18 protein-coding genes are annotated in these 20260 nt (G+C 59.9%); 8 read left to right on the top strand and 10 right to left on the bottom strand.

Annotated features, from left to right (window positions below; translation table 11 throughout):
- The first annotated feature begins 39 nt into the window (after positions 1-39).
- On the top strand, positions 40-1458 hold the full coding sequence (mpl, locus tag QYQ99_RS16095; RefSeq protein WP_302089095.1) for a UDP-N-acetylmuramate:L-alanyl-gamma-D-glutamyl-meso-diaminopimelate ligase: 1419 nt from the start codon (positions 40-42) through the stop codon (positions 1456-1458).
- A 164-nt stretch (positions 1459-1622) separates the two neighbouring features.
- On the opposite strand, the gene QYQ99_RS16090 is transcribed toward mpl, so the two are convergent.
- Positions 1623-1940, bottom strand: a complete 318-nt coding sequence (locus QYQ99_RS16090) for a hypothetical protein (RefSeq protein ID WP_302089094.1) — start codon at positions 1938-1940, stop codon at positions 1623-1625.
- Positions 1941-2334: 394 nt separating this feature from the next.
- Between QYQ99_RS16090 and QYQ99_RS16085 the strand changes: the two genes are divergently transcribed.
- A complete protein-coding gene (locus tag QYQ99_RS16085; protein ID WP_302089093.1) occupies positions 2335-2706 on the top strand; it encodes a YqcC family protein in 372 nt (123 codons plus the stop codon).
- 96 nt (positions 2707-2802) lie between these two features.
- Here QYQ99_RS16085 and QYQ99_RS16080 read toward each other — a convergent pair whose 3' ends face one another.
- The 3 genes from QYQ99_RS16080 to rodA all read right to left on the bottom strand — a co-directional run bounded on the left by QYQ99_RS16080 (position 2803) and on the right by rodA (position 7574).
- Positions 2803-3963, bottom strand: a complete 1161-nt coding sequence (locus tag QYQ99_RS16080) for a 3-deoxy-7-phosphoheptulonate synthase (protein ID WP_302089092.1) — start codon at positions 3961-3963, stop codon at positions 2803-2805.
- Positions 3964-4547: 584 nt separating this feature from the next.
- Positions 4548-6008: a metalloprotease TldD gene (tldD, locus tag QYQ99_RS16075; protein WP_302089091.1), complete on the bottom strand. Its 1461-nt coding sequence runs from the start codon at positions 6006-6008 to the stop codon at positions 4548-4550.
- 384 nt (positions 6009-6392) lie between these two features.
- Positions 6393-7574 (bottom strand): rod shape-determining protein RodA, encoded by a 1182-nt coding sequence (gene rodA, locus QYQ99_RS16070; RefSeq protein WP_302089090.1) that lies wholly within the window; start codon positions 7572-7574, stop codon positions 6393-6395.
- 177 nt (positions 7575-7751) lie between these two features.
- Between rodA and QYQ99_RS16065 the strand changes: the two genes are divergently transcribed.
- The 6 genes from QYQ99_RS16065 to ruvC all read left to right on the top strand — a co-directional run bounded on the left by QYQ99_RS16065 (position 7752) and on the right by ruvC (position 13898).
- Positions 7752-8336: a YqiA/YcfP family alpha/beta fold hydrolase gene (locus tag QYQ99_RS16065; RefSeq protein ID WP_302089089.1), complete on the top strand. Its 585-nt coding sequence runs from the start codon at positions 7752-7754 to the stop codon at positions 8334-8336.
- A gap of 169 nt (positions 8337-8505) precedes the next feature.
- Complete coding sequence (locus tag QYQ99_RS16060) at positions 8506-10575, top strand: ribonuclease catalytic domain-containing protein (protein WP_302089088.1); 2070 nt, start codon at positions 8506-8508, stop codon at positions 10573-10575.
- 29 nt (positions 10576-10604) lie between these two features.
- Positions 10605-11465 (top strand): energy transducer TonB, encoded by an 861-nt coding sequence (locus QYQ99_RS16055; RefSeq protein WP_302089087.1) that lies wholly within the window; start codon positions 10605-10607, stop codon positions 11463-11465.
- A gap of 151 nt (positions 11466-11616) precedes the next feature.
- Complete coding sequence (aroE, locus tag QYQ99_RS16050) at positions 11617-12483, top strand: shikimate dehydrogenase (RefSeq protein ID WP_302089086.1); 867 nt, start codon at positions 11617-11619, stop codon at positions 12481-12483.
- 12 nt (positions 12484-12495) lie between these two features.
- A complete protein-coding gene (gene mtgA, locus QYQ99_RS16045; protein WP_302089085.1) occupies positions 12496-13224 on the top strand; it encodes a monofunctional biosynthetic peptidoglycan transglycosylase in 729 nt (242 codons plus the stop codon).
- 125 nt (positions 13225-13349) lie between these two features.
- Positions 13350-13898, top strand: coding sequence for a crossover junction endodeoxyribonuclease RuvC (gene ruvC / locus QYQ99_RS16040; protein WP_003081116.1), 549 nt, complete (start codon positions 13350-13352; stop codon positions 13896-13898).
- On the opposite strand, the gene QYQ99_RS16035 is transcribed toward ruvC, so the two are convergent.
- The 6 genes from QYQ99_RS16035 to ftsZ all read right to left on the bottom strand — a co-directional run bounded on the left by QYQ99_RS16035 (position 13892) and on the right by ftsZ (position 20168).
- Complete coding sequence (locus QYQ99_RS16035) at positions 13892-14743, bottom strand: alpha/beta fold hydrolase (protein WP_302089084.1); 852 nt, start codon at positions 14741-14743, stop codon at positions 13892-13894. The two genes, ruvC and QYQ99_RS16035, sit on opposite strands and share 7 nt — an antisense overlap.
- 6 nt (positions 14744-14749) lie before the next feature.
- On the bottom strand, positions 14750-15952 hold the full coding sequence (locus QYQ99_RS16030) for a coproporphyrinogen-III oxidase family protein (RefSeq protein WP_302089083.1): 1203 nt from the start codon (positions 15950-15952) through the stop codon (positions 14750-14752).
- A gap of 1026 nt (positions 15953-16978) precedes the next feature.
- A complete protein-coding gene (locus tag QYQ99_RS16025; RefSeq protein WP_302089082.1) occupies positions 16979-17407 on the bottom strand; it encodes an RcnB family protein in 429 nt (142 codons plus the stop codon).
- 202 nt (positions 17408-17609) lie between these two features.
- Positions 17610-17786 carry a hypothetical protein gene (locus QYQ99_RS16020; protein ID WP_302089081.1) on the bottom strand — a complete coding sequence of 59 codons (177 nt, stop codon included), beginning with the start codon at positions 17784-17786 and terminating at the stop codon, positions 17610-17612.
- Between the two features lie 11 nt (positions 17787-17797).
- A complete protein-coding gene (lpxC, locus tag QYQ99_RS16015; RefSeq protein ID WP_302089080.1) occupies positions 17798-18721 on the bottom strand; it encodes a UDP-3-O-acyl-N-acetylglucosamine deacetylase in 924 nt (307 codons plus the stop codon).
- A gap of 253 nt (positions 18722-18974) precedes the next feature.
- Positions 18975-20168 carry a cell division protein FtsZ gene (gene ftsZ / locus QYQ99_RS16010; protein WP_003051295.1) on the bottom strand — a complete coding sequence of 398 codons (1194 nt, stop codon included), beginning with the start codon at positions 20166-20168 and terminating at the stop codon, positions 18975-18977.
- Positions 20169-20260: the final 92 nt, after the last annotated feature.

Raw genomic sequence — 20260 nt, 5'->3', positions numbered from 1 at the left:
CGAATTAAGGTCACACAGGCAAACGTAGAATCCTCGGCCATGCACATACATATTCTGGGCATTTGCGGCACCTTCATGGGGGGCCTGGCCGCCTTGGCACGAGAAGCCGGTCACAAGGTGACGGGCTGCGATTCCGGCGTTTACCCGCCGATGAGCGATCAGTTGCGCCAGCTGGGCATCGAGCTGATCGAGGGCTATGGCGCCGACCAGATTGCGCTCAAACCCGATATGTATGTGGTCGGCAACGTCGTCAGCCGCAAACGCCTGCCCGACGGATCGCCCAAATTCCCTCTGATGGAAGCGATTCTGGACACCGGCGCCGCCTATACCAGCGGCCCGCAATGGCTGGCAGAGCATGTGCTGCGCGGTCGCCATGTGCTGGCCGTGGCCGGCACCCACGGCAAGACCACCACCACATCCATGCTGACCTGGGTGCTGGAGTGCGCGGGACTGCAGCCCGGTTTCCTGGTCGGCGGCGTGCCGCTGGACTTTGGCGTCTCCGCCCGCCTCGGTGCGGCACAGCGCCCCGTAGCGGGCCCTGGCCCCGTCGGTGACGAACCCGTGTTTGTGATCGAGGCCGATGAGTACGACACGGCCTTCTTCGACAAGCGCAGCAAGTTTGTGCACTACCGCCCCCGCACGGCCGTGCTCAACAACCTGGAATTCGATCATGCCGACATCTTTGACGATCTGGCTGCCATCGAGCGCCAGTTCCACCACCTGATACGCACCGTGCCGTCGAGCGGCCGTGTGGTGAGCAACGGCCTGGAAGAGAGCCTGACCCGCGTGCTGACCCAGGGCTGCTGGAGCGAAGTGCGCAGCTTCGGCTCGGCTGTCAGCGATTTCAGCGCCGATGGCGATCCCAGCGACTTTGCCGTGCTGCACCGCGGCAAAAAGGTGGGTCAGCTAACCTGGTCGCTGACCGGCGTGCACAACCAACTCAACGCGCTGGCGGCCATTGCCGCCGCTGACCACCTGGGTGTCAGCGCCGAAGTGGCTTGCGAAGCCCTGTCGCGCTTTCAGAACGTCAAGCGTCGCATGGAGCTGCGCGGCACCGTGAACGGCATTGAGGTCTATGACGACTTCGCCCACCACCCCACAGCTATCCGCACCACCCTGGACGGCCTGCGCCGCAAGCTGGGTGCGCAGGCCCGCATCCTGGCGGTGTTCGAGCCGCGCAGCAACACCATGAAGCTGGGCACCATGAAAAGCCAGTTACCCTGGTCGCTGGAAAGCGCCGATCTGGTCTTCTGCCACACTGCGGGTCTGGACTGGGATGCCGCCGAAGCACTGGAATCCATGGGCGTAGGCGCCGGCCAGCGCGCTCAGGTAGCGGGTGATATAGAGACCTTGATAGCGCAGATCAGTGCCGTCGTCCGACCCGGTGACCATATCGTCTGCATGAGCAACGGCGGCTTTGGCGGCATCCACGCCAAGCTGCTGCAAGCGCTGAAATAAGCCCCGAAAAAAGCAAATACCCGCCAAACGCGGGCATTTTCATCGGCGATCTTCAAAACTGGCATGCCTGAACACAGGGACAGCAAGCAAGAGCCGTCTCGCAGCGAAGCTGTCGCCCCCTCCACGTAGCAGAGAGGGGGAAGCCGCAAAGCGGCTCAGGGGTGTCAATAACTTATCGACATCGCCGGCACATCCACCCGGATCAAGGGCTTGCCCAGCACAGCATGCGCTGCCAGGGCATAGCTGTTGCGCCAGTCCTGGTTGTCAAACAGCTCGGGGCGATTGCGCGCCTCACGCGCCACCACCACCAGCTTGTCGGCCAGCAACACCTTGCCGGTAGCCCGCAAAGGCTCGCATTCGAGCGAGACAAACTGCTGGTCCAGCCAGCGCCGGCCTTCGTCCGAACTGATAGGGGACAGCGACTGGGTATCGACCCGATATTCACGGTCGCCATCCAAAACCACGATTACTTCACTACGCATAAATCTCCTCTGACCTGGTGACTCTTGCACCATTCGTTGTCGTGGCCACAGCTTAATGGTGACCGCGGTGCTGAAGACGCTGCAAGCTGACGGCTTGCAAACAGCTGCGGCAACCACTGCAAGGCCTGAAAGCGCGCCTCATGCATCACAGCGGTTACGGGAACATGGTGTGCAAAGCAATGCAAAAACATTAAATTTGATAGCATCACTCACATACTTGGCATCAATATAAGGGCAAAACCGTCTTTTTCAAGAGTCATTACGGACTCGTAACCCGTCAGTTATCTCCATCCGGGCTCCTGCCTTGAAAATGTGATGAGAGGACTTACATACTGGATAGATTTTTGACGAATACCAGTTTGCAGGCCTTGCAACGCCTTCAGGAACCATCACCATGACCGCTGAAAACATCCACCAAGAAATACGCGAGCATCTGCAACAGCTGGAGGCCGAACTGCAGGTCCAGAAGCTCTGGTCCGCCGCAGCCCCAGACCCCAAGGCACTGGAATCCACAACGCCTTTCATGTACGACACTCTCAAGCTGCACGAGTGGCTGCAATGGGTGTTCATCCCGCGCCTGCACGCCGTGATTGATGCCAAGGGCAGCCTCCCTCACCAAAGCCATGTCTATCCGCTGGCCGACCACGAGTGGCAGCAGCGCACCGACTTTGACAAGCAGCATCTGCTGCGCCTGCTCAACCGCATCGATGCCACACTCAATGGCTGCGAGATGACACCGGCATCAACGCCGGACACCAAACACTGATCGAGCAGGCAAGCAGCAGCCCCATTCCCATATAAAAACAAACAGGCCACAGGAAATACTCCCTGTGGCCTGTTTCGTTCACGCCCGCATCATCGATCAGGCGAGCACTTCGGCTTCCTGCTTGCTGGCAAGCGCAGAAGCGCGGCGCTGGCTCACGGCCTGCGACAGCTCTTGCAGCGTTGCCAGGGAATCATCCCAGCCCAGGCAGGCATCGGTAATGCTCTGGCCATAGGTCAGATCGCAGACCTCGTCCTTGCCGGGTGTGAACTTCTGCGCACCGCCGACCAGATGGCCTTCGATCATCACGCCGAACACGCTACTGGAGCCACCGGCGATCTGAGCCGCAATATCGCGGGCCACATCCTTCTGGCGCTCATGCTGCTTGTTGCTGTTGGCGTGGCTGCAGTCCACCATCAGCGAAGGCGTCAGGCCCGCTGCCTCCAGATCCCGGCAGGCGGCCGCCACATGAGCGGCATCGTAGTTGGGCGTCTTGCCACCGCGCAGAATCACGTGACAGTCCTGATTGCCTCCCGTGTGCACGATGGCGACCTGGCCGTTCTTGTGTACCGACAGGAAATGGTGGCCGCGGCTGGCCGACTGAATCGCGTCGGTGGCAATGCGGATATTGCCGTCCGTGCCGTTCTTGAAGCCAATAGGCGCCGAAATACCCGAAGCCAGTTCACGATGCACCTGGCTTTCCGTGGTGCGGGCACCGATGGCGCCCCAGCTGATCAGATCACCAATGTACTGGGGCGAGATCACGTCCAGGAACTCGCTGGCCGCAGGCACCCCGAGGCGGTTGATGTCGATCAGGAGCTGGCGCGCAATGCGCAGGCCTTCGTCGATGCGATAGCTCTGATCCAGGTAGGGATCGTTGATCAGCCCCTTCCAGCCCACGGTGGTGCGGGGCTTCTCGAAGTAGACGCGCATCACCACTTCCAGCGTGTCCTTGTACTGCTCACGCACCACGGCCAGGCGGCGGGCGTAGTCCAGGGCAGCAGCCGGATCGTGAATGGAGCAAGGACCGACGATGACCAGCAGACGGTCATCCTGCGCACGCATGATGTTGTGGATGCTGCGGCGAGTGTCGCTGATCAGCGTTTCCACGGCTGTACCGCAGATTGGGAAGAAGCGAATGAGGTGCTCTGGAGGGGGTAACACTGTGATGTCCTTGATACGTGCGTCGTCGGTCTGGCCTGTCTTGGGGGAGCCGGCGCGATACCAGGAATCGGTGGCGGAAGTGTTCAGAGCAGTCATGGCAATCTTTCGTGAGGTCTTGAATCTTTGAAAACCGGGGAGCTGGAACGTGGAAATAAAAAAACCGCCGGGCTTTGCAGCTTCGGCGGTTCTTTGGGAGGTGTTTGCAGGGTGCGCGCTATTACCTCTCAGCCGCCGGGGGCGAGAACCAAAAGTAAAAGAAATAGGCGCGTTGCGTTTGCATGTCTTTCAATGTAGCACAGCTCTTTTGCATTGCAACATCAGCAGCTCGCACTGCTGTTCTGTCAAAAACAGGTTCCCCCTCTGAAATGACGCATTTTTTAATATTTAATCCAACGCAGTATTTTTGCGTTTTTTCTTATTTTTCAGAATTTTATTGATATAAATTTCCATTTATCAAGTATCAGTGCAATTTTTCAGCGAATCAGCAATATTCAGCATCAGCCCATGAAAAACCATGAAAAACCCTGCTGCCAGGCGATACAAAGCGCTCTGCCACAAGCCTTGTTGCCGCTAACGGTCGGTGGCGAACGGTTTGCAGCACGCTGAAATGAAAAACCCCGCTCTGTCATGCAAAGCGGGGTTTGGTGCTCGCGGCGGGCCGACCCGCCATGAAATCTCTATCAGGCCGTGCCGCCAACCGTCAGGCCGTCAATGCGCAGCGTAGGCTGACCCACGCCCACAGGCACGCTCTGGCCTTCCTTGCCGCAGGTGCCCACACCCGAGTCCAGGCGCATGTCGTTGCCTATCATGCTGATGTGCTTGAGCGACTCCGGGCCGCTGCCGATGATGGTCGCGCCCTTGACGGGGTACTGGATCTTGCCGTTTTCCACCCAATAGGCTTCGCTGGCAGAGAACACGAACTTGCCGCTGGTGATGTCCACCTGACCGCCGCCGAAGTTGGTGGCGTACAGGCCCTTCTTGATGGAGCCAATGATCTCCTGCGGATCCTTGTCGCCACCCAGCATATAGGTGTTGGTCATGCGCGGCATGGGGATGTGGGCGTAGCTTTCGCGACGGCCATTGCCCGTGGGCTTGACGCCCATCAGGCGCGCATTCATCGAGTCCTGGATATAGCCCTTGAGAATGCCGTCCTCGATCAGCACATTGCTCTGGCTGACATGGCCTTCGTCGTCCACGTTCAGAGAGCCACGACGATCGGCAATCGTGCCGTCATCCAGCACGGTCACGCCCTTGGCAGCCACACGCTGGCCGATGCGGCCGCTGAAGGCGCTGGAGCCCTTGCGGTTGAAGTCGCCTTCAAGACCATGGCCCACGGCCTCGTGGAACAGCACGCCGGGCCAGCCCGAGCCCAGCACCACGGTCATCACGCCTGCAGGCGCGGGACGCGATTCGAGGTTGACCAGGGCTGCATGCACGGCCTCGTCCACATACTGGCTGATCTGCTCGTCACTGAAATAGGCCAGACCGAAGCGACCACCACCACCGGAGGAACCCACCTCGCGGCGGCCCTTCTGCTCGGCGATCACAGTCACCGACAGGCGCACCAGCGGGCGCACGTCGGCCGCCAGCGTGCCGTCTGCACGGGCCACCAGCACCACATCGTATTCACTGGCAAGACCGGCCATGACCTGTACCACGCGCGGGTCCTTGGCGCGGGCCAGCTTTTCCACCTTGCCCAGCAGCTCGACCTTGGCCGTGCTGTCCAGCGTGCTGATGGGGTCCAGTTCAGGGTACAGAGAGCGGCTTGGCGCAATCTTCTGCGCACCCGCCTTGACGCGGCGCGTCTGGGTGGCGCTGGAGATGGAGCGCACGGTACGTGCGGCATCCAGCAGCGAGGCTTCGGAAATATCGTCGGAATAGGCAAAAGCCGTCTTCTCGCCGCTGACCGCCCGAACACCTACTCCCTGGTCGATGGAGAAGGAGCCGGTCTTGACGATGCCTTCCTCCAGACTCCAGCCTTCCGCGCGGGTGTACTGGAAGTAGAGATCGGCGTCATCCACCTGGTGCGAGCGAATTTCGGCAAGCGCACGCGCAAGATGGGTTTCGTCCAGGCCGAAGGGCTCAAGCAGCAACTGACGGGCCGTGGCCAAGCGTTCGATGGTGGGTTCGCGGGAAATCATGAGTGCATTGTAGAGATAGCTGCAAGCCCTGACTTGTCTCGGGCTGCGCATAAAAAAGAGCGGAATGCTGCCCCACCAGGCTGAACAACATTCCGCTCCATTCACTTAGCTTCGCACTTGCCGGGTTCCGCCCTGCCCGCTTTGCATGACAAAACCCCACCTGGGTCTTTGCCGCTCCCGCTTGATCGGTCTTCTGACCCCCCAGAACCGTTTGTAAACGCTGTTTACAGTCGAAGCAAGACCTTGGACGGAACTACTGACATTTTTCAACGATCTAAGCCCGTCGCCCCGGCATGCAGTTTCACATAAAAACATTACCCAAAGCTTGCAAAGCATGGGATAGCAGCTCTCCTTTTAAGAGCATTCAATCCCAATCACGGGTCTTCACGCATGGGGAATATGCCCATCACTGCCGGGTAGTTGCCGCTGCGCCCGCGACACCGACATCAACACGCCCAGCGCCAGACCCAGCGTGACCATGGCCGTGCCGCCATAGCTGATGAAAGGTAGAGGCACACCCACCACCGGCAGGATGCCGCTGACCATGCCCATGTTCACGAACGCATAGGTGAAGAAGATCATGGCCACGGCCGCTGCCATCAGTCGGCCGAACAGCGAGTTGGCATTCATGGAAATGGCCAGCCCCCGCCAGACCAGCAGCAGAAAGCCGACGATGATGAAGAGATTGCCTATGAGGCCGAATTCCTCGGAATAGGCGGCAAAGATGAAGTCGGTGGTGCGCTCCGGAATGAATTCCAGGTGGGTCTGCGTGCCTGCCATAAAACCCTTGCCCCAGACACCGCCCGAACCGATGGCGATCATGCCCTGAATGATGTGAAAGCCCTTGCCCAGCGGGTCGCGCGTGGGGTCCAGCAAGGTGCAGACGCGTGTACGTTGATAGTCATGCAAAAAATACCAGCTCACGCCATCGGCGCAGAGCTGGGGTTCAAACCAGACAATGAGGAAAACGCCGACCAGGGCCAGCAGCACGGGCGGCACGATGAGTTTCCAGGGCAGGCCGGCAAAAAAGATCACAGACAGGCCGGCAGCCATCACCAGCAGCGAGGTACCCAGATCGGGCTGCTTCATGATCAGCCCCACGGGCACCATCAGCAGCACAAAGGCGATGGCAAAGTCCGATGCGCGCAGATTGCCCTCGCGGCGCTGGAACCACCAGGCCAGCATCAGCGGCGTGGCGATCTTCAAAAGCTCGGAGGGCTGAATCACCACACCCACATTCACCCAGCGCGTGGCTCCCTTCTTGGTGATGCCGAACAGCGCCACTGCCACCAGCAACACCACGCCCAGGGTGTAGAGCGGCACGGCCACCTTCATCAGCTGCTGGGGGGATATCTGGGCCAGCACGAACAGCAGACCTGCCGCAATCAGCATATTGCGGCCGTGGTCCACAAAGCGCGTGCCGTGGTCGAAGCCCGCCGAGTACATGGCCAGCAGCCCCGCACCCGCCAACATGGCGATAAAGAGAAGCAGCAGGAAATCAAAGCCGCGAAACAGCGGAACAATGCGTTGCAGCAGCGAGGGCTTATCGAATTCGATGGCGGACATGGGCCGCAATTATCGGGGGAGCCGACTGCCGTGCAGCTTGCAGGGTTGAGCTTTGCTGACGACTCAAGTCGGCCTACGCTCATTCCACCGCTTTAGGCCTTCTCCCCTGATAGTCTTGGGACAGACAGTCCACAATGACCGAGACAGAAGTGTTTTTCACCAGAGGAGATTGCCGCTATGACGACCACCCACCTGCTGTATCTGCATGGCTTTCGCTCCTCCCCTCAGTCCAACAAGGCACGCATCATGGCGGACTACGTGGGTGCCAGGCATTCCAAGGTACGCTGGTGGTGCCCTCAACTGCCGCCCTCGCCGCGCGAAGCGGCGGCCGTGATCGCCGAGGGCATCGCCAACTGGCCACGCCAGAACATGGCCGTCATGGGCTCGTCGCTGGGCGGCTATTACGCCAGTTGGGTGGCCCAGCTGGCACGCTGCAAGAGCGTGATGATCAACCCCGCCGTCAACCCGGCCCGCGACCTGGAAAAATACATTGGCGAGCAGTCCAGCTGGCATGACCCCGAGGAAAAGTTTTTCTTTCGCCCCGAATACATTGAGGAATTACGCCAACTCGACACCCGCACCATGACGCCGGCAGCACCCGAGATGGTGTTGATCGCCCAGGGCGACGAGGTGCTGGACTGGAACGAGATGAGCGAGCGCTACCCTCACGCCCTTCAACTGGTGCAAGAAGGCGGCGACCACGCCCTGAGCAACTTTGCCGAGTATCTGGGCCGGATCGACGAGTTTCTGGCCTTGGCCTGATCCCCTCGGCGACTCCATGCGCCGCCCCGAGGAACGGCTGTATTGCTGCAACGTGCCCCCTGTTCGCTACCCTGATCGCGCGGGGCCGCGCCTGATATTGACCGATCTCAAGCATGAACTGAATCACTTCCGAGCGCCGAATGTTCGGCTCGTGGGAAAATGCGCGGTTATGCACGCACTGTTTGAAGAAGCCGGCAAATTTCTGGCCGGACGCATCCTCTCCGAAGCCGAATCCTCTGCCCAAGTCGAGCTGGACTCGGGCAAGCGGGTCAAGGTCAAGGCCGCCAATATCCTGCTCAAGTTCGAGAAGCCGGCTCCTGCCGAGTTGATCGCCCAGGGCCAGGCCCAGGCCGCCGAGATCGATCTGGATCTGGCCTGGGAATTTGCGCCCGAGGAAGAGTTCGGCTTTGCCGACCTGGCGCGTGACTATTTTTCCGAATCCGCGACGCTGGCCCAGCAGGCCGGTGCGCTGTTCTGCCTGTACGACGCACCGCACTATTTCCGTCGTGCAGGCAAAGGCCGCTTCAAGAAGGCCCCTGCAGAAATCCTGCAGCAAGCCCTTGCCGCCATCGAGAAGAAAAAACAGATTCAGGCACAGATCGACGCCTGGGCCGAGGAATTGGGCCGCGGCGAGTGCCCGCAGGCAATCCGCGAGCAGCTCTACAAGATTCTGTTCAAGCCCGACAAGAACGCCCCCGAATACAAGGCCGTGGTCGACGCCAGCCGCGCCACCAAGCTGGCCCCGCTGGAGCTGCTGCATCGCGCTGGTGCCATCGACTCGTCCTACCAGTTCCACTGGAAGCGCTTCCTGTTCGACAACTTCCCCAAGGGCACGGGCTTTCCTGCCGTGCAGGCACCCCAGCCGCCGTCCGACCTGCCCGTGGCCGATGTACAGGCCTTCTCCATCGACGACTCGGCCACCACCGAAATCGACGATGCGCTGTCCGTCACCGGCCTGGGCACGGGCACCGTCACCGTGGGCATCCACATTGCCGCTCCCGGTCTGGCCATCACGCCCGGCGGCGAGCTGGACAAGCTGGGCCGCGCCCGCCTGTCCACCGTCTACATGCCCGGCTACAAGATCACCATGCTGCCCGACGACGTGGTGCATATCTACACGCTGGACGAGGGCCGCTCCAACCCCGCCGTTTCGCTGTATGTGCAGATCAACGAGGAGACGCTGGAGACCATCTCCAGCGAAACCCGTCTCGAACGCGTGCCCGTGGAAGTCAACTTCCGCTACGACAAGCTCGATCACATCGTCACCGAGGAATGGCTGACCGACTCCTCAATCGAGGTTGAAAATACGCCTGATTCATTGCTGGGAAAGCGCAAGGAGCTCACCTTTTTGCAGCGCTGGTCCAAGTTCCTCAAGGCCAATCGCGAAGTGGTGCGCGGCAAGCCCGAAAACTTCAACCGCCCGGACTACAACTTCCGTCTCGTCGGCAACGACGGCGCCGAGCCCAACGGCAGCGAGCAGGTGCAGATCACCGTGCGCAAGCGCGGCGCGCCGCTGGACCTGATCGTGGCCGAGGCAGCCATCGTGGCCAACAGCACCTGGGGACTGATGCTGGCCGAGCACGGTGTGCCCGGCATCTACCGCAGCCAGGCCAGCCTGGCACCCGGCGTCAAGGTGCGCATGAGCACCAAGGCCTTGCCGCATGCCGGCATCGGCGTGAAAGCCTACTCCTGGGCCACCTCCCCGCTGCGCCGCTATGTGGATCTGGTCAATCAATGGCAGATCATTGCCTGCGCCCGCCACGGCAAGACGGCCGCTCTGGCCGCGCCCTTCAAGCCCAAGGACGCCGAGCTGTTCGGCATCATCAGCAGCTTTGACGGTGCCTACAGCGCCTACAACGGCTATCAGGCCGGCATGGAGCGCTTCTGGACGCTCAAGTATCTGGAGCAGAACGGCATCAGCGAACTGACGGCCAGCGTGTTCAAGGAAGGCCCCAACGGTTCCTTCCTGGTACGCGCCGACAATCTGCCGCTGGTGCTGCCCGTGCTGGGTGCGCAGAACCTGCCTCGCGGCGCCCATGTACGCGTCAAGCTGGGCGAGATCGACGAGATCTCGCTGGACATCTCGGGCACGCTGATTGAGCACCTGGATGCAGGAGCCCAGGCCGAGAGCGAAGGTGAGGACAGCGGCGAGGACGATGACGACACCGTGGCCGGCCCCATCTCCATTGCAGTGGACATGAACGACGCCGATCCCGCTGCAGACCAGCCCAAGTCCTGACCTCCACTCCTCATCGCCCTGACGCTGCCGTGAAACTGCCCACCTCTCTTCGACGACTGAGTACGCTGCAGCTGGCGCTGAGCGTGTCCATCGCCGTCCATGCCGTGTTGCTGACCATCCGTTTCGTGGACCCGGAACGCTTCGAGCGCGTTTTTCAGGACACGCCGCTGGAAGTGATTCTGGTCAACGCCCGCGCCAACGAGACGCCGGACAAGGCCCAGGCCATTGCCCAGACCTCGCTGGCCGGCGGCGGCGATGCCGACCAGGGCCGCGCCACCAGCCCCATGCCCTACTCGGCCCTGACGACGGTGGGCGATGACTTCGAGGAAAAGCAGCGCCAGCTCGATGCCATGCAGGAGCAGCAGAACCAGTTGCTGACCCAGCTGCGCCAGCAGGTGGCCGCGCTGCCCCCCATAGACCCGCGCCTGAGCGCCGACAGCAAGGCCCTGGAAGCCCAGGAAGAAAAGCGCCTGCAGCTCATCAAGCTGCTGGCCGAGATTGAAAAGCGCATCAACGAAGAAAACGCCCGCCCCAAGAAGCGCTATATCAGCCCCGCCACCAAGGAGGCCGTGTATGCGGTCTACTACGATGCGCTGCGCCGCAAGGTCGAGGACAAGGGAACGGAAAATTTCCCCGAAAACAAGGGCAAGAAGCTGTATGGCGAGTTGGTCATGATGCTGACTGTGAATCATGACGGCCGCGTGCTCTCTACCGAGATCGTGCAGGGCTCGGGCAACCGCATGCTCGATACCCGTGCCGAGGCCATCGCCCGGGCCGCCGGCCCCTACGGCCACTTCGGCCCGGCCATGCGTACCAAGGCCGATCAGATTGCCGTCGTCTCGCGCTTCAGGTTCACGCGCGAGCAGACACTGGAAACCGACATAAGGTGACCCCGTGCCGCCTTCCCCCGCTCTCGCATCGCTTCGCTTGCGAGCGGGGAACGCAGCCAGCGCGGCGGCCTTGGCTTAGGCTTGGCCGGTTTCGCCGGCCACCGTCCCAACGCGTACCCAACTCAGCTCAGCGATTTATTTCGGCCCTTTTATGACAAATACGCTCGATGCCTACTGCGTCGTGGGCAACCCCGTTGCCCATAGCCGCTCCCCCTGGATTCATGCCCGCTTTGCCGAACTGACCGGCCAGCCCCTCAGCTACGACCGCGCCCTGGTACCGCTGGATGGCTTTGCCCACTTTGTGCGCGACTTTGCCGCGCGTGGCGGCAAGGGCTGCAATGTGACCGTTCCTTTCAAGCTGCAGGCGGCCGAGCTGGCCACCAGCGCCAGCGAGCGCGTGCGCCTGGCGGGTGCCGCCAACACTCTGGTATTTAGCGCCAACGGCATTCATGCAGATAACACCGATGGCCTGGGCATCGTGGCCGACATCACCCGCAATGCCGGCGTGGCCATCACCGGGCGCGATGTGCTGCTGCTGGGTGCGGGTGGCGCTGCAGCCGGCTCACTGGGTTCGCTGATCGAGCAACAGCCCCACCGCATCGTCGTCACCAACCGCACACAGGCCAAGGCGGTGGCGCTGGTTGAGCAGCACGCGGCCATTGCCGCACTACATCAAGTAGAGCTGGTAGCACTTGAAAGGCAAGTGCTTGAGACAGATTTAGCCCAAAACTTCGACATCATCATCAACGCCACGGCCAGCAGCCTGGCCGGGGCCGATGTGCCCGCGCCCGCCAGCGTGCTGCACGCACGCAGTCTGGCCTACGACATGATGTATGGCCCCGCCGCCCATAATTTTCTGAACTGGGCCAGCAGCCATGGCGCACTGGCGCGTGATGGCCTGGGCATGCTGGTGGAGCAGGCCGCCGAGTCCTTTGCGCTCTGGCGCGGCGTGCGTCCGCCGTCGGCACAGGTGCTGGCCGAGCTGCGTGCACTGCTGCTGACCGAAGCGGCCCACTGAGGCGGGCAGATCATGAAAGCTCTGGGCCGACTGTTGCTGCTGATACTTTGCTCGGCCTTGCTGCTGCAATTGTTTTTTGTGGCACGCATCGCAGTCATGGCCTGGCTGGACCCGGAGTCCACCAGCTATCAGCGCTCCGAAGCCTGGCAGCTTGCGCACAGCAGCGAGGGCCTGCGCTGGCGCCAGCAATGGGTGGACTACGACCAGATCTCCGGCAACCTCAAGCGCGCGGTGATTGCCTCCGAGGACGCCGGCTTCATGGAGCACCACGGCGTGGAATGGGATGCCGTTCAGAGGGCATGGCAGCGCAACGCACAAGCCGAGGCCAGGGCCATGCAGGCAGAAAAAGCCGGAAGCAACAGCAAGCCAGTCAAGGTCTATGGCGGCTCCACCATCACCCAGCAGCTGGCCAAGAACCTGCTGCTGTCGGGCGAACGCAATTTTCTGCGCAAGGGGCAGGAGCTGGTGCTGGCGCAATTGCTGGAGCTGATGCTGAGCAAACAGCGCATTCTGGAGATCTACCTCAACAATGTGGAATGGGGCCAGGGCGTGTTCGGCGCCGAGGCCGCCGCCCGGCATTACTTCCGCAAGAGTGCCGCCCAGCTCAATGCGGCTGAGGCAGCACGACTTGCCGCCATGCTTCCGGCGCCCAAGCGCTTCGAGAAAATGCCGCAATCGCGCTATCTGGCGCAGCGCAGCCGCACGATTGCGCGCTATATACCGATGGTGACGCCCCCCTGAGGCGCTTCGTCTGGGCGGCCCCGCGCCTTCCCCCAAGGGGAACGGTAGCATCGCCGCAAGGCGGCTCTTGCTTGCTGCCTACCCGCATGGAGCGTGAAGGTTTTGTACGTGGATAATCGACAGCCATGCGAATTCTAGGAATCGACCCCGGCCTGCAGACCACGGGCTTTGGCGTCATCGACATGGAAGGCCAGCGCCTGTCCTATGTGGCCAGCGGCACCATACGCACCAACAAGATGGAGCTCGGCGACCTGCCGGGTCGCCTCAAGGTGCTGTTTGACGGCATCTCCGAGGTTGCTGCCCGCTACCAGCCTGAGGTAGCCTCCGTGGAAATCGTTTTCGTCAACGTCAACCCGCAGTCCACGCTGCTGCTGGGCCAGGCACGCGGCGCGGCGCTGACGGCGCTGGTCAACGCCAATCTCGCGGTTTCCGAATACACCGCCCTGCAGATGAAAAAAGCCGTGGTCGGTCATGGTCGCGCAGCCAAGAGCCAGATTCAGGAAATGGTCAAACGGCTGCTGCAACTGCCCGGCCTGCCTGGTACCGATGCTGCCGATGCGCTGGGACTGGCCATCACCCATGCCCATGCGGCTGCCGCCATGGGGCTGATGGCCAAGTCCACCGATCTGCGCCGCAAGCAACATGCCATGTACCGGGGCGGACGGGTCTATTGAGCCAGTGCGGACCTGAGTCTGATCCACTGCGCGATCCAGGGAAACACATCGGATTGCGCATTGCCGGACATCAGCAACCGACTGTGGCTGTAGTCCTCCGCAAAGCCTGCGGCCTTGCTGCATAGCAGAAACTCCACATCAGGCCCTCCGAAGGCCCTGGCAAGGGCTTCGCAGCCCCGCCAGGGAGCGATCACACGGTCCGCAGATCCTGCCAGTGCCAGAACGGGAATCCGAACCTGGGCCAGGCTGCTCAGATAATCCATGCCGTCCTTCCCGACAAAGCTGCGGCGCAGGTTCCAATGGCACCACTGCCGCATCAGGCGAGCGCTTTCCCTCTCGGGGCCCACCATTGAGCTTGCGGTCAGCCATTGCCTACGGCCTATCCAGGCCCTGTACCCGTGGATGGCGATCCGCGCTGAAAAGATTGCAGCTGCATGGGTCGTCTGGGCGGCCAGCAACACGAGACCGGCCAGATGCGCCTGCGCACGCTCGGGCTGGCGCGCTGCCCAGATGGCTGCTGCAATGCCCCCACCACTATGCCCGATGAATACCATGGACCGACCTTGCTCCTGGCGGAGAATCTCTTGAAGAGCGCTGTCAACGTCCTGCTCGGCCACAGTTTCCAGGTCGTAATCGTGGCTGACTGACTGATTCAGCCCATGTCCTCGCCAATCGAAAAGCCAGACGCCAAAACCCTGCGCAGCGAGGAATCGACCCAGCCTCTGGCATGAGGAGGCGCTGGAAAACGTGCCGTGCGTCACGACCACCACCGCCCCCCGCGCGGGGCCGATGCGTGTCAGCACGATGGAATGCCCATCCCCGGTCGTTACATCGACTCTTCGCATATAAGGTCAACCCTCCGTGATCCGGATAACGCTCTTGCCTTCAGTGTGCATCGAAGAACGGCTCGCCCGCATTGCTTGCAAGCGAGCATGAGAGAACAGTGCCTGAATCATAGGGATCAAAAACTGCCCCACACCTACTATGTGGATGGCATCAGCGGATTTCTCTATCCATTGCCGGGCATCCAACTCCTCCCAGATTGGCTCGTAGTCTTCCACTACGTCAGAACCGAATGCTTGCGCATAACTATGCACATCCAGCTTCATCGCCTGCAACTGCTGGAATATATAAACCAGACGAATATCCTCCAGCGTATGCTCAAACTTCTTTTCAACAGGGAGAGCTCCCATATCAATGCACCTGAAATATTCTTCCAGCGAGCGTTTGTTCATCTGAGTCCAGTTGGGCCCACCCTTATATGGCCATGTCATGCAGCCACTGATGGCCGCACAGCCTATTCCAACCATATTGGAGACACCCCCCGTCACACCATCTGAGTTTTTATTAATGAATTCTCGGAGCTGCTGTTCATAATAATAGCCACCCGCATTTTCATGTGAGAACACCTCATTTTCAACCTCTATTTTTCCCCAATCGTAAAGTGTTTCCTGACGAAATCCACGCAACCTGAGATAATTGCAAGCAGCTTGGTACATCTCGTAAGTATCCTCGAAAGATGGAAGATATTTTCTCTGCTGTCGGCTGAAATCACTGCGACCCGCAATATTTAGCTGATAAAGTGTGATATGACGAACACCGAGATCACACACATCAAGAAGATCTTGGATCAAGTCTTGCATCGTCTGTTCAGGCCAACCATAAATAAGATCGACGTTGACAGAAAGACAAGCTGCATTGAACTCTTCCAAGGCACTAATCACCTGCTCATGGGCCTGCTTTCGGCCACTGTAGCGAATTAGCTTGTCGCTCATCTGCTGCACACCCATACTGACTCTATTGAATCCGGCCTCTTTTATGGCTTGTACCTTGTCGCGATTGAAGAGTTGAGGTATACCTTCAAGCGTTTGCTCTATATTTTTAGACGGTTCACCGAAAATCCGTTTAATGATATTATTCAAACGAATATAGTCCTCGCAGCGCAGCAAATTTGGAGTTCCCCCTCCTACATAAACAGATGAAATTCTGTCGTAACGAAGATGATGCTCCATCAGCCTGGCTTCTTTCTCCAAATAATCCAAGTACTTCAGCATTTCACCATTTCCGCCATAGTCTTGGGTTGGAAAAATACAGAACCCACAATGACTAGGTTTCGTCGGAAGACAATAAGGTATTCCGATATAAAAATTAGTATTTATTGGTCTCTCATGACTTATTTCACAGCGAGCATTCCAAAGAGCACTTTCATTTCCATCTGACTCCGACCAATACATAGGACTCGGGTGGGCATGCAAAACCTTATTACTCTAAGGACGCCTCATTTCTTCTTCGATGAACTGACGGGCTTGCTCGCGAGATGCAATTTTTCTCCATGAATTCTCCTTTATCATCTTCAGCCTATCTGATGCCCACCGTAAGCACCTAGCGGGTATCAAAACACTAAAACATTCATAAAGAGAAAAAAAATAAGAATTTTCTGAAAATGAAGTGGACGATCAGGTTTCCTCCACTTCACCGACCCCTTCAAACACTATGGCTTGCATGCAGGTTAAAAAATATGTCGAGTAGCTCAACTGAGAAAGTGCTCAGGACTACCACCGACATTGTTGGCAGACATCAGACCAGGCTGGCGATATCTGGTCGCCTAAACTGCAAGAAACCAAATGCACCTACTGATCGCCTTGCTGACTACCTAGTGAAGCTCAGCGCCGAAGCCAGATGCAGCCCGCCGCCACGTGGCAAATGGTGACTACGCGGCATTTCCACGTTGGTAGGGCCAAAGCGATATCGTGTCTGCAGTTGTCCAACTTCCTATGTCGAGCCGCACCTACTGTCCTGCAAAGTCCAGGATGGCTAAACGCCTGCTGCAAGTGCCCGACGCCAATAAAACAAATGCACCAGGACTCGCCAACACTTACGCCATATGGTTGCTGCCAAGTCTTACTCCCTATTGAAATGCAAGCTGGCAGCGCCTGTTGCGGACTCATATCATCGCCAAGGTGTGCCAGGCCCGCACGGATTCCTGTCTGGCGCCCAAAAACTGAACCGAACTTGCTTACACGCATCCCCTAATGCAAAAAAGCCGCGGCATGCCACGGCTTTTCGAGAGGTGTCACGGTTTAGTAATTGCCCAGCACCATGGAGGCGATCACGCCTGTGGCAATGGCAACCAGCAGATAGTCGCCGCCGTTCTGAATCCAGTGATAGCCGCGTGGCGGTGCCGACAGATGATGGCCGCGCCAGTCATTCACCACATAGTGATGGCTGCGGTATTGCGGCGGCACGCGACTGCCCTTGTACCAGTTATGGTCGGGACCACCGCCACGGCGACCATTGTCGTGACGATCGGCACGTCGGTCGTCGCGCCTGTCATAGCGCTGCTCATGCCGGCCACGATCATCATGGCGACCGTCATGGCGCATGTCGTGCGCACCATGTCCATTGCCGCGACCGGGCGGCGGGCCGGGCTGCGCCTGGGCGGCCAGACTGCCCAGCCCCAGGCAGGCGGCAATGGAGACAGAAAGAATGCGGGTAGTCAAACGGGACATGGGTACTCCTTTGTCGAGTCGTTTCGGTCAACAAGGTGTGCGGCCAGTCATGGCGGCCGCAGCAGATCCATCTTTACCTAATTTCGGCACCGCAAGAAATGAGCAACTGCCGATTTACCACTTTTTGCGCGCCGTTTACAGAACAGAAACCCATGAAGCGCCGAGCCGGATTTGGCAAGCCGCTATCAATATTCATCAGCTCTCAGATGATGCGCCCGACAAACATCACGGCAAAAAAGGCCAGACCGGCGATCACCGTCCACTTGAACAGCAAGAAGCCCAGGCGCTTGTAGTGCACCTTGCCGGTTCCCATGTAGAAGGCAAAGCTCAGTGCCGAAGCCAGAATCAGCAAGGTGGCCAGCCAGCGAAAGATCAGCATGGAGGTCTCGCTCACCAGGCCTGGGCGGGCATGGCAAAGCCCTGGGGAGCCTGCCGCTCGCTCTCAAAGGTCGCCATCTCCCAGGTCTCCGGCTGAGCGATCATGGCGCGCAGCAGCTTGTTGTTGAGGCCGTGACCCGAGCGAAAGGCGCTGTAGGCACCGAGAATGGGCTTGCCGATCAGATACAGGTCACCAATCGCATCAAGGATCTTGTGCTTGGCAAACTCGTCGTCATAGCGCAGGCCGTCGCTGTTCAGGACCTTGTAGTCGTCCATGACGATGGTGTTGTCCAGCCCGCCGCCCAGTGCCAAGCCGTTGTTGCGCAGCATTTCCACATCCTTGGTGAAGCCGAAGGTGCGCGCGCGGGCGATATCGCGGGTGTAGTTGTCCAGACCCATGTCGAACTCCACGCACTGCCCCGTGGAGTCCACTGCGGGGTGAGCGAAGTCGATCTCGAAGCGCAGCTTGAAGCCATGGTAGGGATCGAAGCGCGCCCACTTGAGGTTCTGGCCTTCACCTTCACGCACTTCGATCGGGCTCTTGATGCGGATGAAACGCTTGGGCGCCTTCTGCAGCTCGATTCCGGCGCTTTGCAGCAGAAACACGAATGAGGACGAGGAACCATCGAGAATCGGCACTTCTTCGGCAGTGATGTCCACATAGAGGTTGTCGATTCCCAGACCTGCGATGGCCGACATCAGGTGCTCTACCGTATGCACCTTGGCACCGCCGCTGCCGATGGTCGAGGCCATGCGCGTATCGGTCACTGCCTCGGCGGAAATGGGGATATCCACAGGCTCGGGCAAGTCCACGCGACGAAACACGATGCCGGTATCAGGCTGGGCAGGGCGCAGCGTCAACTCGACACGCTGGCCGCTGTGCAGGCCCACGCCTACGGCACGGGAAATGGTCTTGATGGTACGTTGCTGAAGCATGCTGGTATTTTAAATGGGACAACCCCGAGCCGGCTTACGCCGACCCAGGGTTGTCTTAATCGCTGCGATACAGCGAACTGATGGGTCTTCAGTCCTTAACGAACCAAAGGCCTTTGCGGCTGACCTCTCAAATACTGGCGAGCACCAACTCAGAGATGCCGAGCAAGGGCCGCCCCCGCAGCGATGGCGTCGTCCCCCTCCTGCGAAGCGAGAGAGGGGGAAGCGGCGCAGCCGCTCAGGGGGTGTCGGGCTGTCAGTCCGCCTGCTTGCGCAGGAAGGCCGGGATCTCCACATCGTCCATGCCGCCAGAGGCCAGAGCGCTCACGCGCTCCGAAGCCTGGGTGCGGTTGGTGCGCCAGACGCTGGGCACATTGGTGTTGGCCGTGCCGTATTCCATGCCGCCCAGGGGAGGCAGGCCCACAGCCACGTTGTCGGTACCGGTACGCAGACCGCCCTGCACCACCTGGATGTTCTGGCGACGCACATTGGGACGCGACAGGCCGGTGGCCACCACGGTCACGCGGATCTCGTCGCCCAGCGAGTCATCGTAGGCGGCGCCATAGATCACATGCGCATCGGGAGACGCATAGGCGTTGATGGTGGACATGGCCAGACGCGACTCGGACAGCTTCAGGCTGCCCTTGGCGGCCGTCACCAGCACCAGCACGCCCTTGGCGCCGGACAGATCGATGCCTTCCAGCAGCGGGCAGGCCACGGCCTGCTCGGCGGCGATACGGGCACGATCGGGACCGGCGGCCTTGGCCGTACCCATCATGGCCTTGCCGGGCTCGCCCATCACGGTGCGCACGTCTTCGAAGTCGACGTTCACATGGCCGTACTCGTTGATGATTTCGGCAATGCCGCCCACGGCGTTCTTCAGAACATCGTTGGCATGGGCAAAAGCCTCGTCCTGGGAGATATCGTCACCCAGCACATCGAGCAGCTTTTCGTTGAGCACAACGATCAGCGAGTCCACATTCGCTTCCAACTCGGCCAGGCCGGCGTCAGCGTTCTGCATGCGGCGACCACCTTCCCACTCGAAAGGCTTGGTCACCACACCCACCGTCAGAATGCCCATTTCCTTGGCCACTCGTGCAATCACAGGCGATGCACCGGTACCCGTACCACCACCCATGCCTGCCGTAATGAAGAGCATGTGCGCGCCTTCGATGGCAGCGCGAATATCTTCCACAGCAGCTTCCGCAGCATCGCGGCCCTTGTCGGGCTTGCTGCCGGCACCCAGGCCGCTGCCACCCAGATGGATGGTGCGGTGAGCGCGGCTGCGCAAAAGAGCTTGAGCATCGGTATTGGCCGTAATGAATTCGACGCCCTGAACGCTGCGTTCAATCATGTGGTCGACGGCGTTGCCGCCGCCGCCGCCGACGCCGATCACCTTGATCTGCGTGCCTTGGTTGAATTCTTCGGTTTCAATCATGTCGATAGGCATGGTGGTGCTCCTGTTCTCTAGTGGTGGTTTGTCGCTGCTGTGGAAAAGAAATTTCGAACTCTTGAAGTCTTCGCGGTCTTCGTCGTCGATAC

The sequence above is a fragment of the Comamonas testosteroni genome, assembly GCF_030505195.1.
Taxonomy (GTDB): Bacteria; Pseudomonadota; Gammaproteobacteria; order Burkholderiales; family Burkholderiaceae_C; genus Comamonas; species Comamonas testosteroni_G.
The sequence above is the reverse complement of the archived record's forward strand: the minus strand, read 5'-3'. Positions and strand labels throughout refer to the sequence as shown.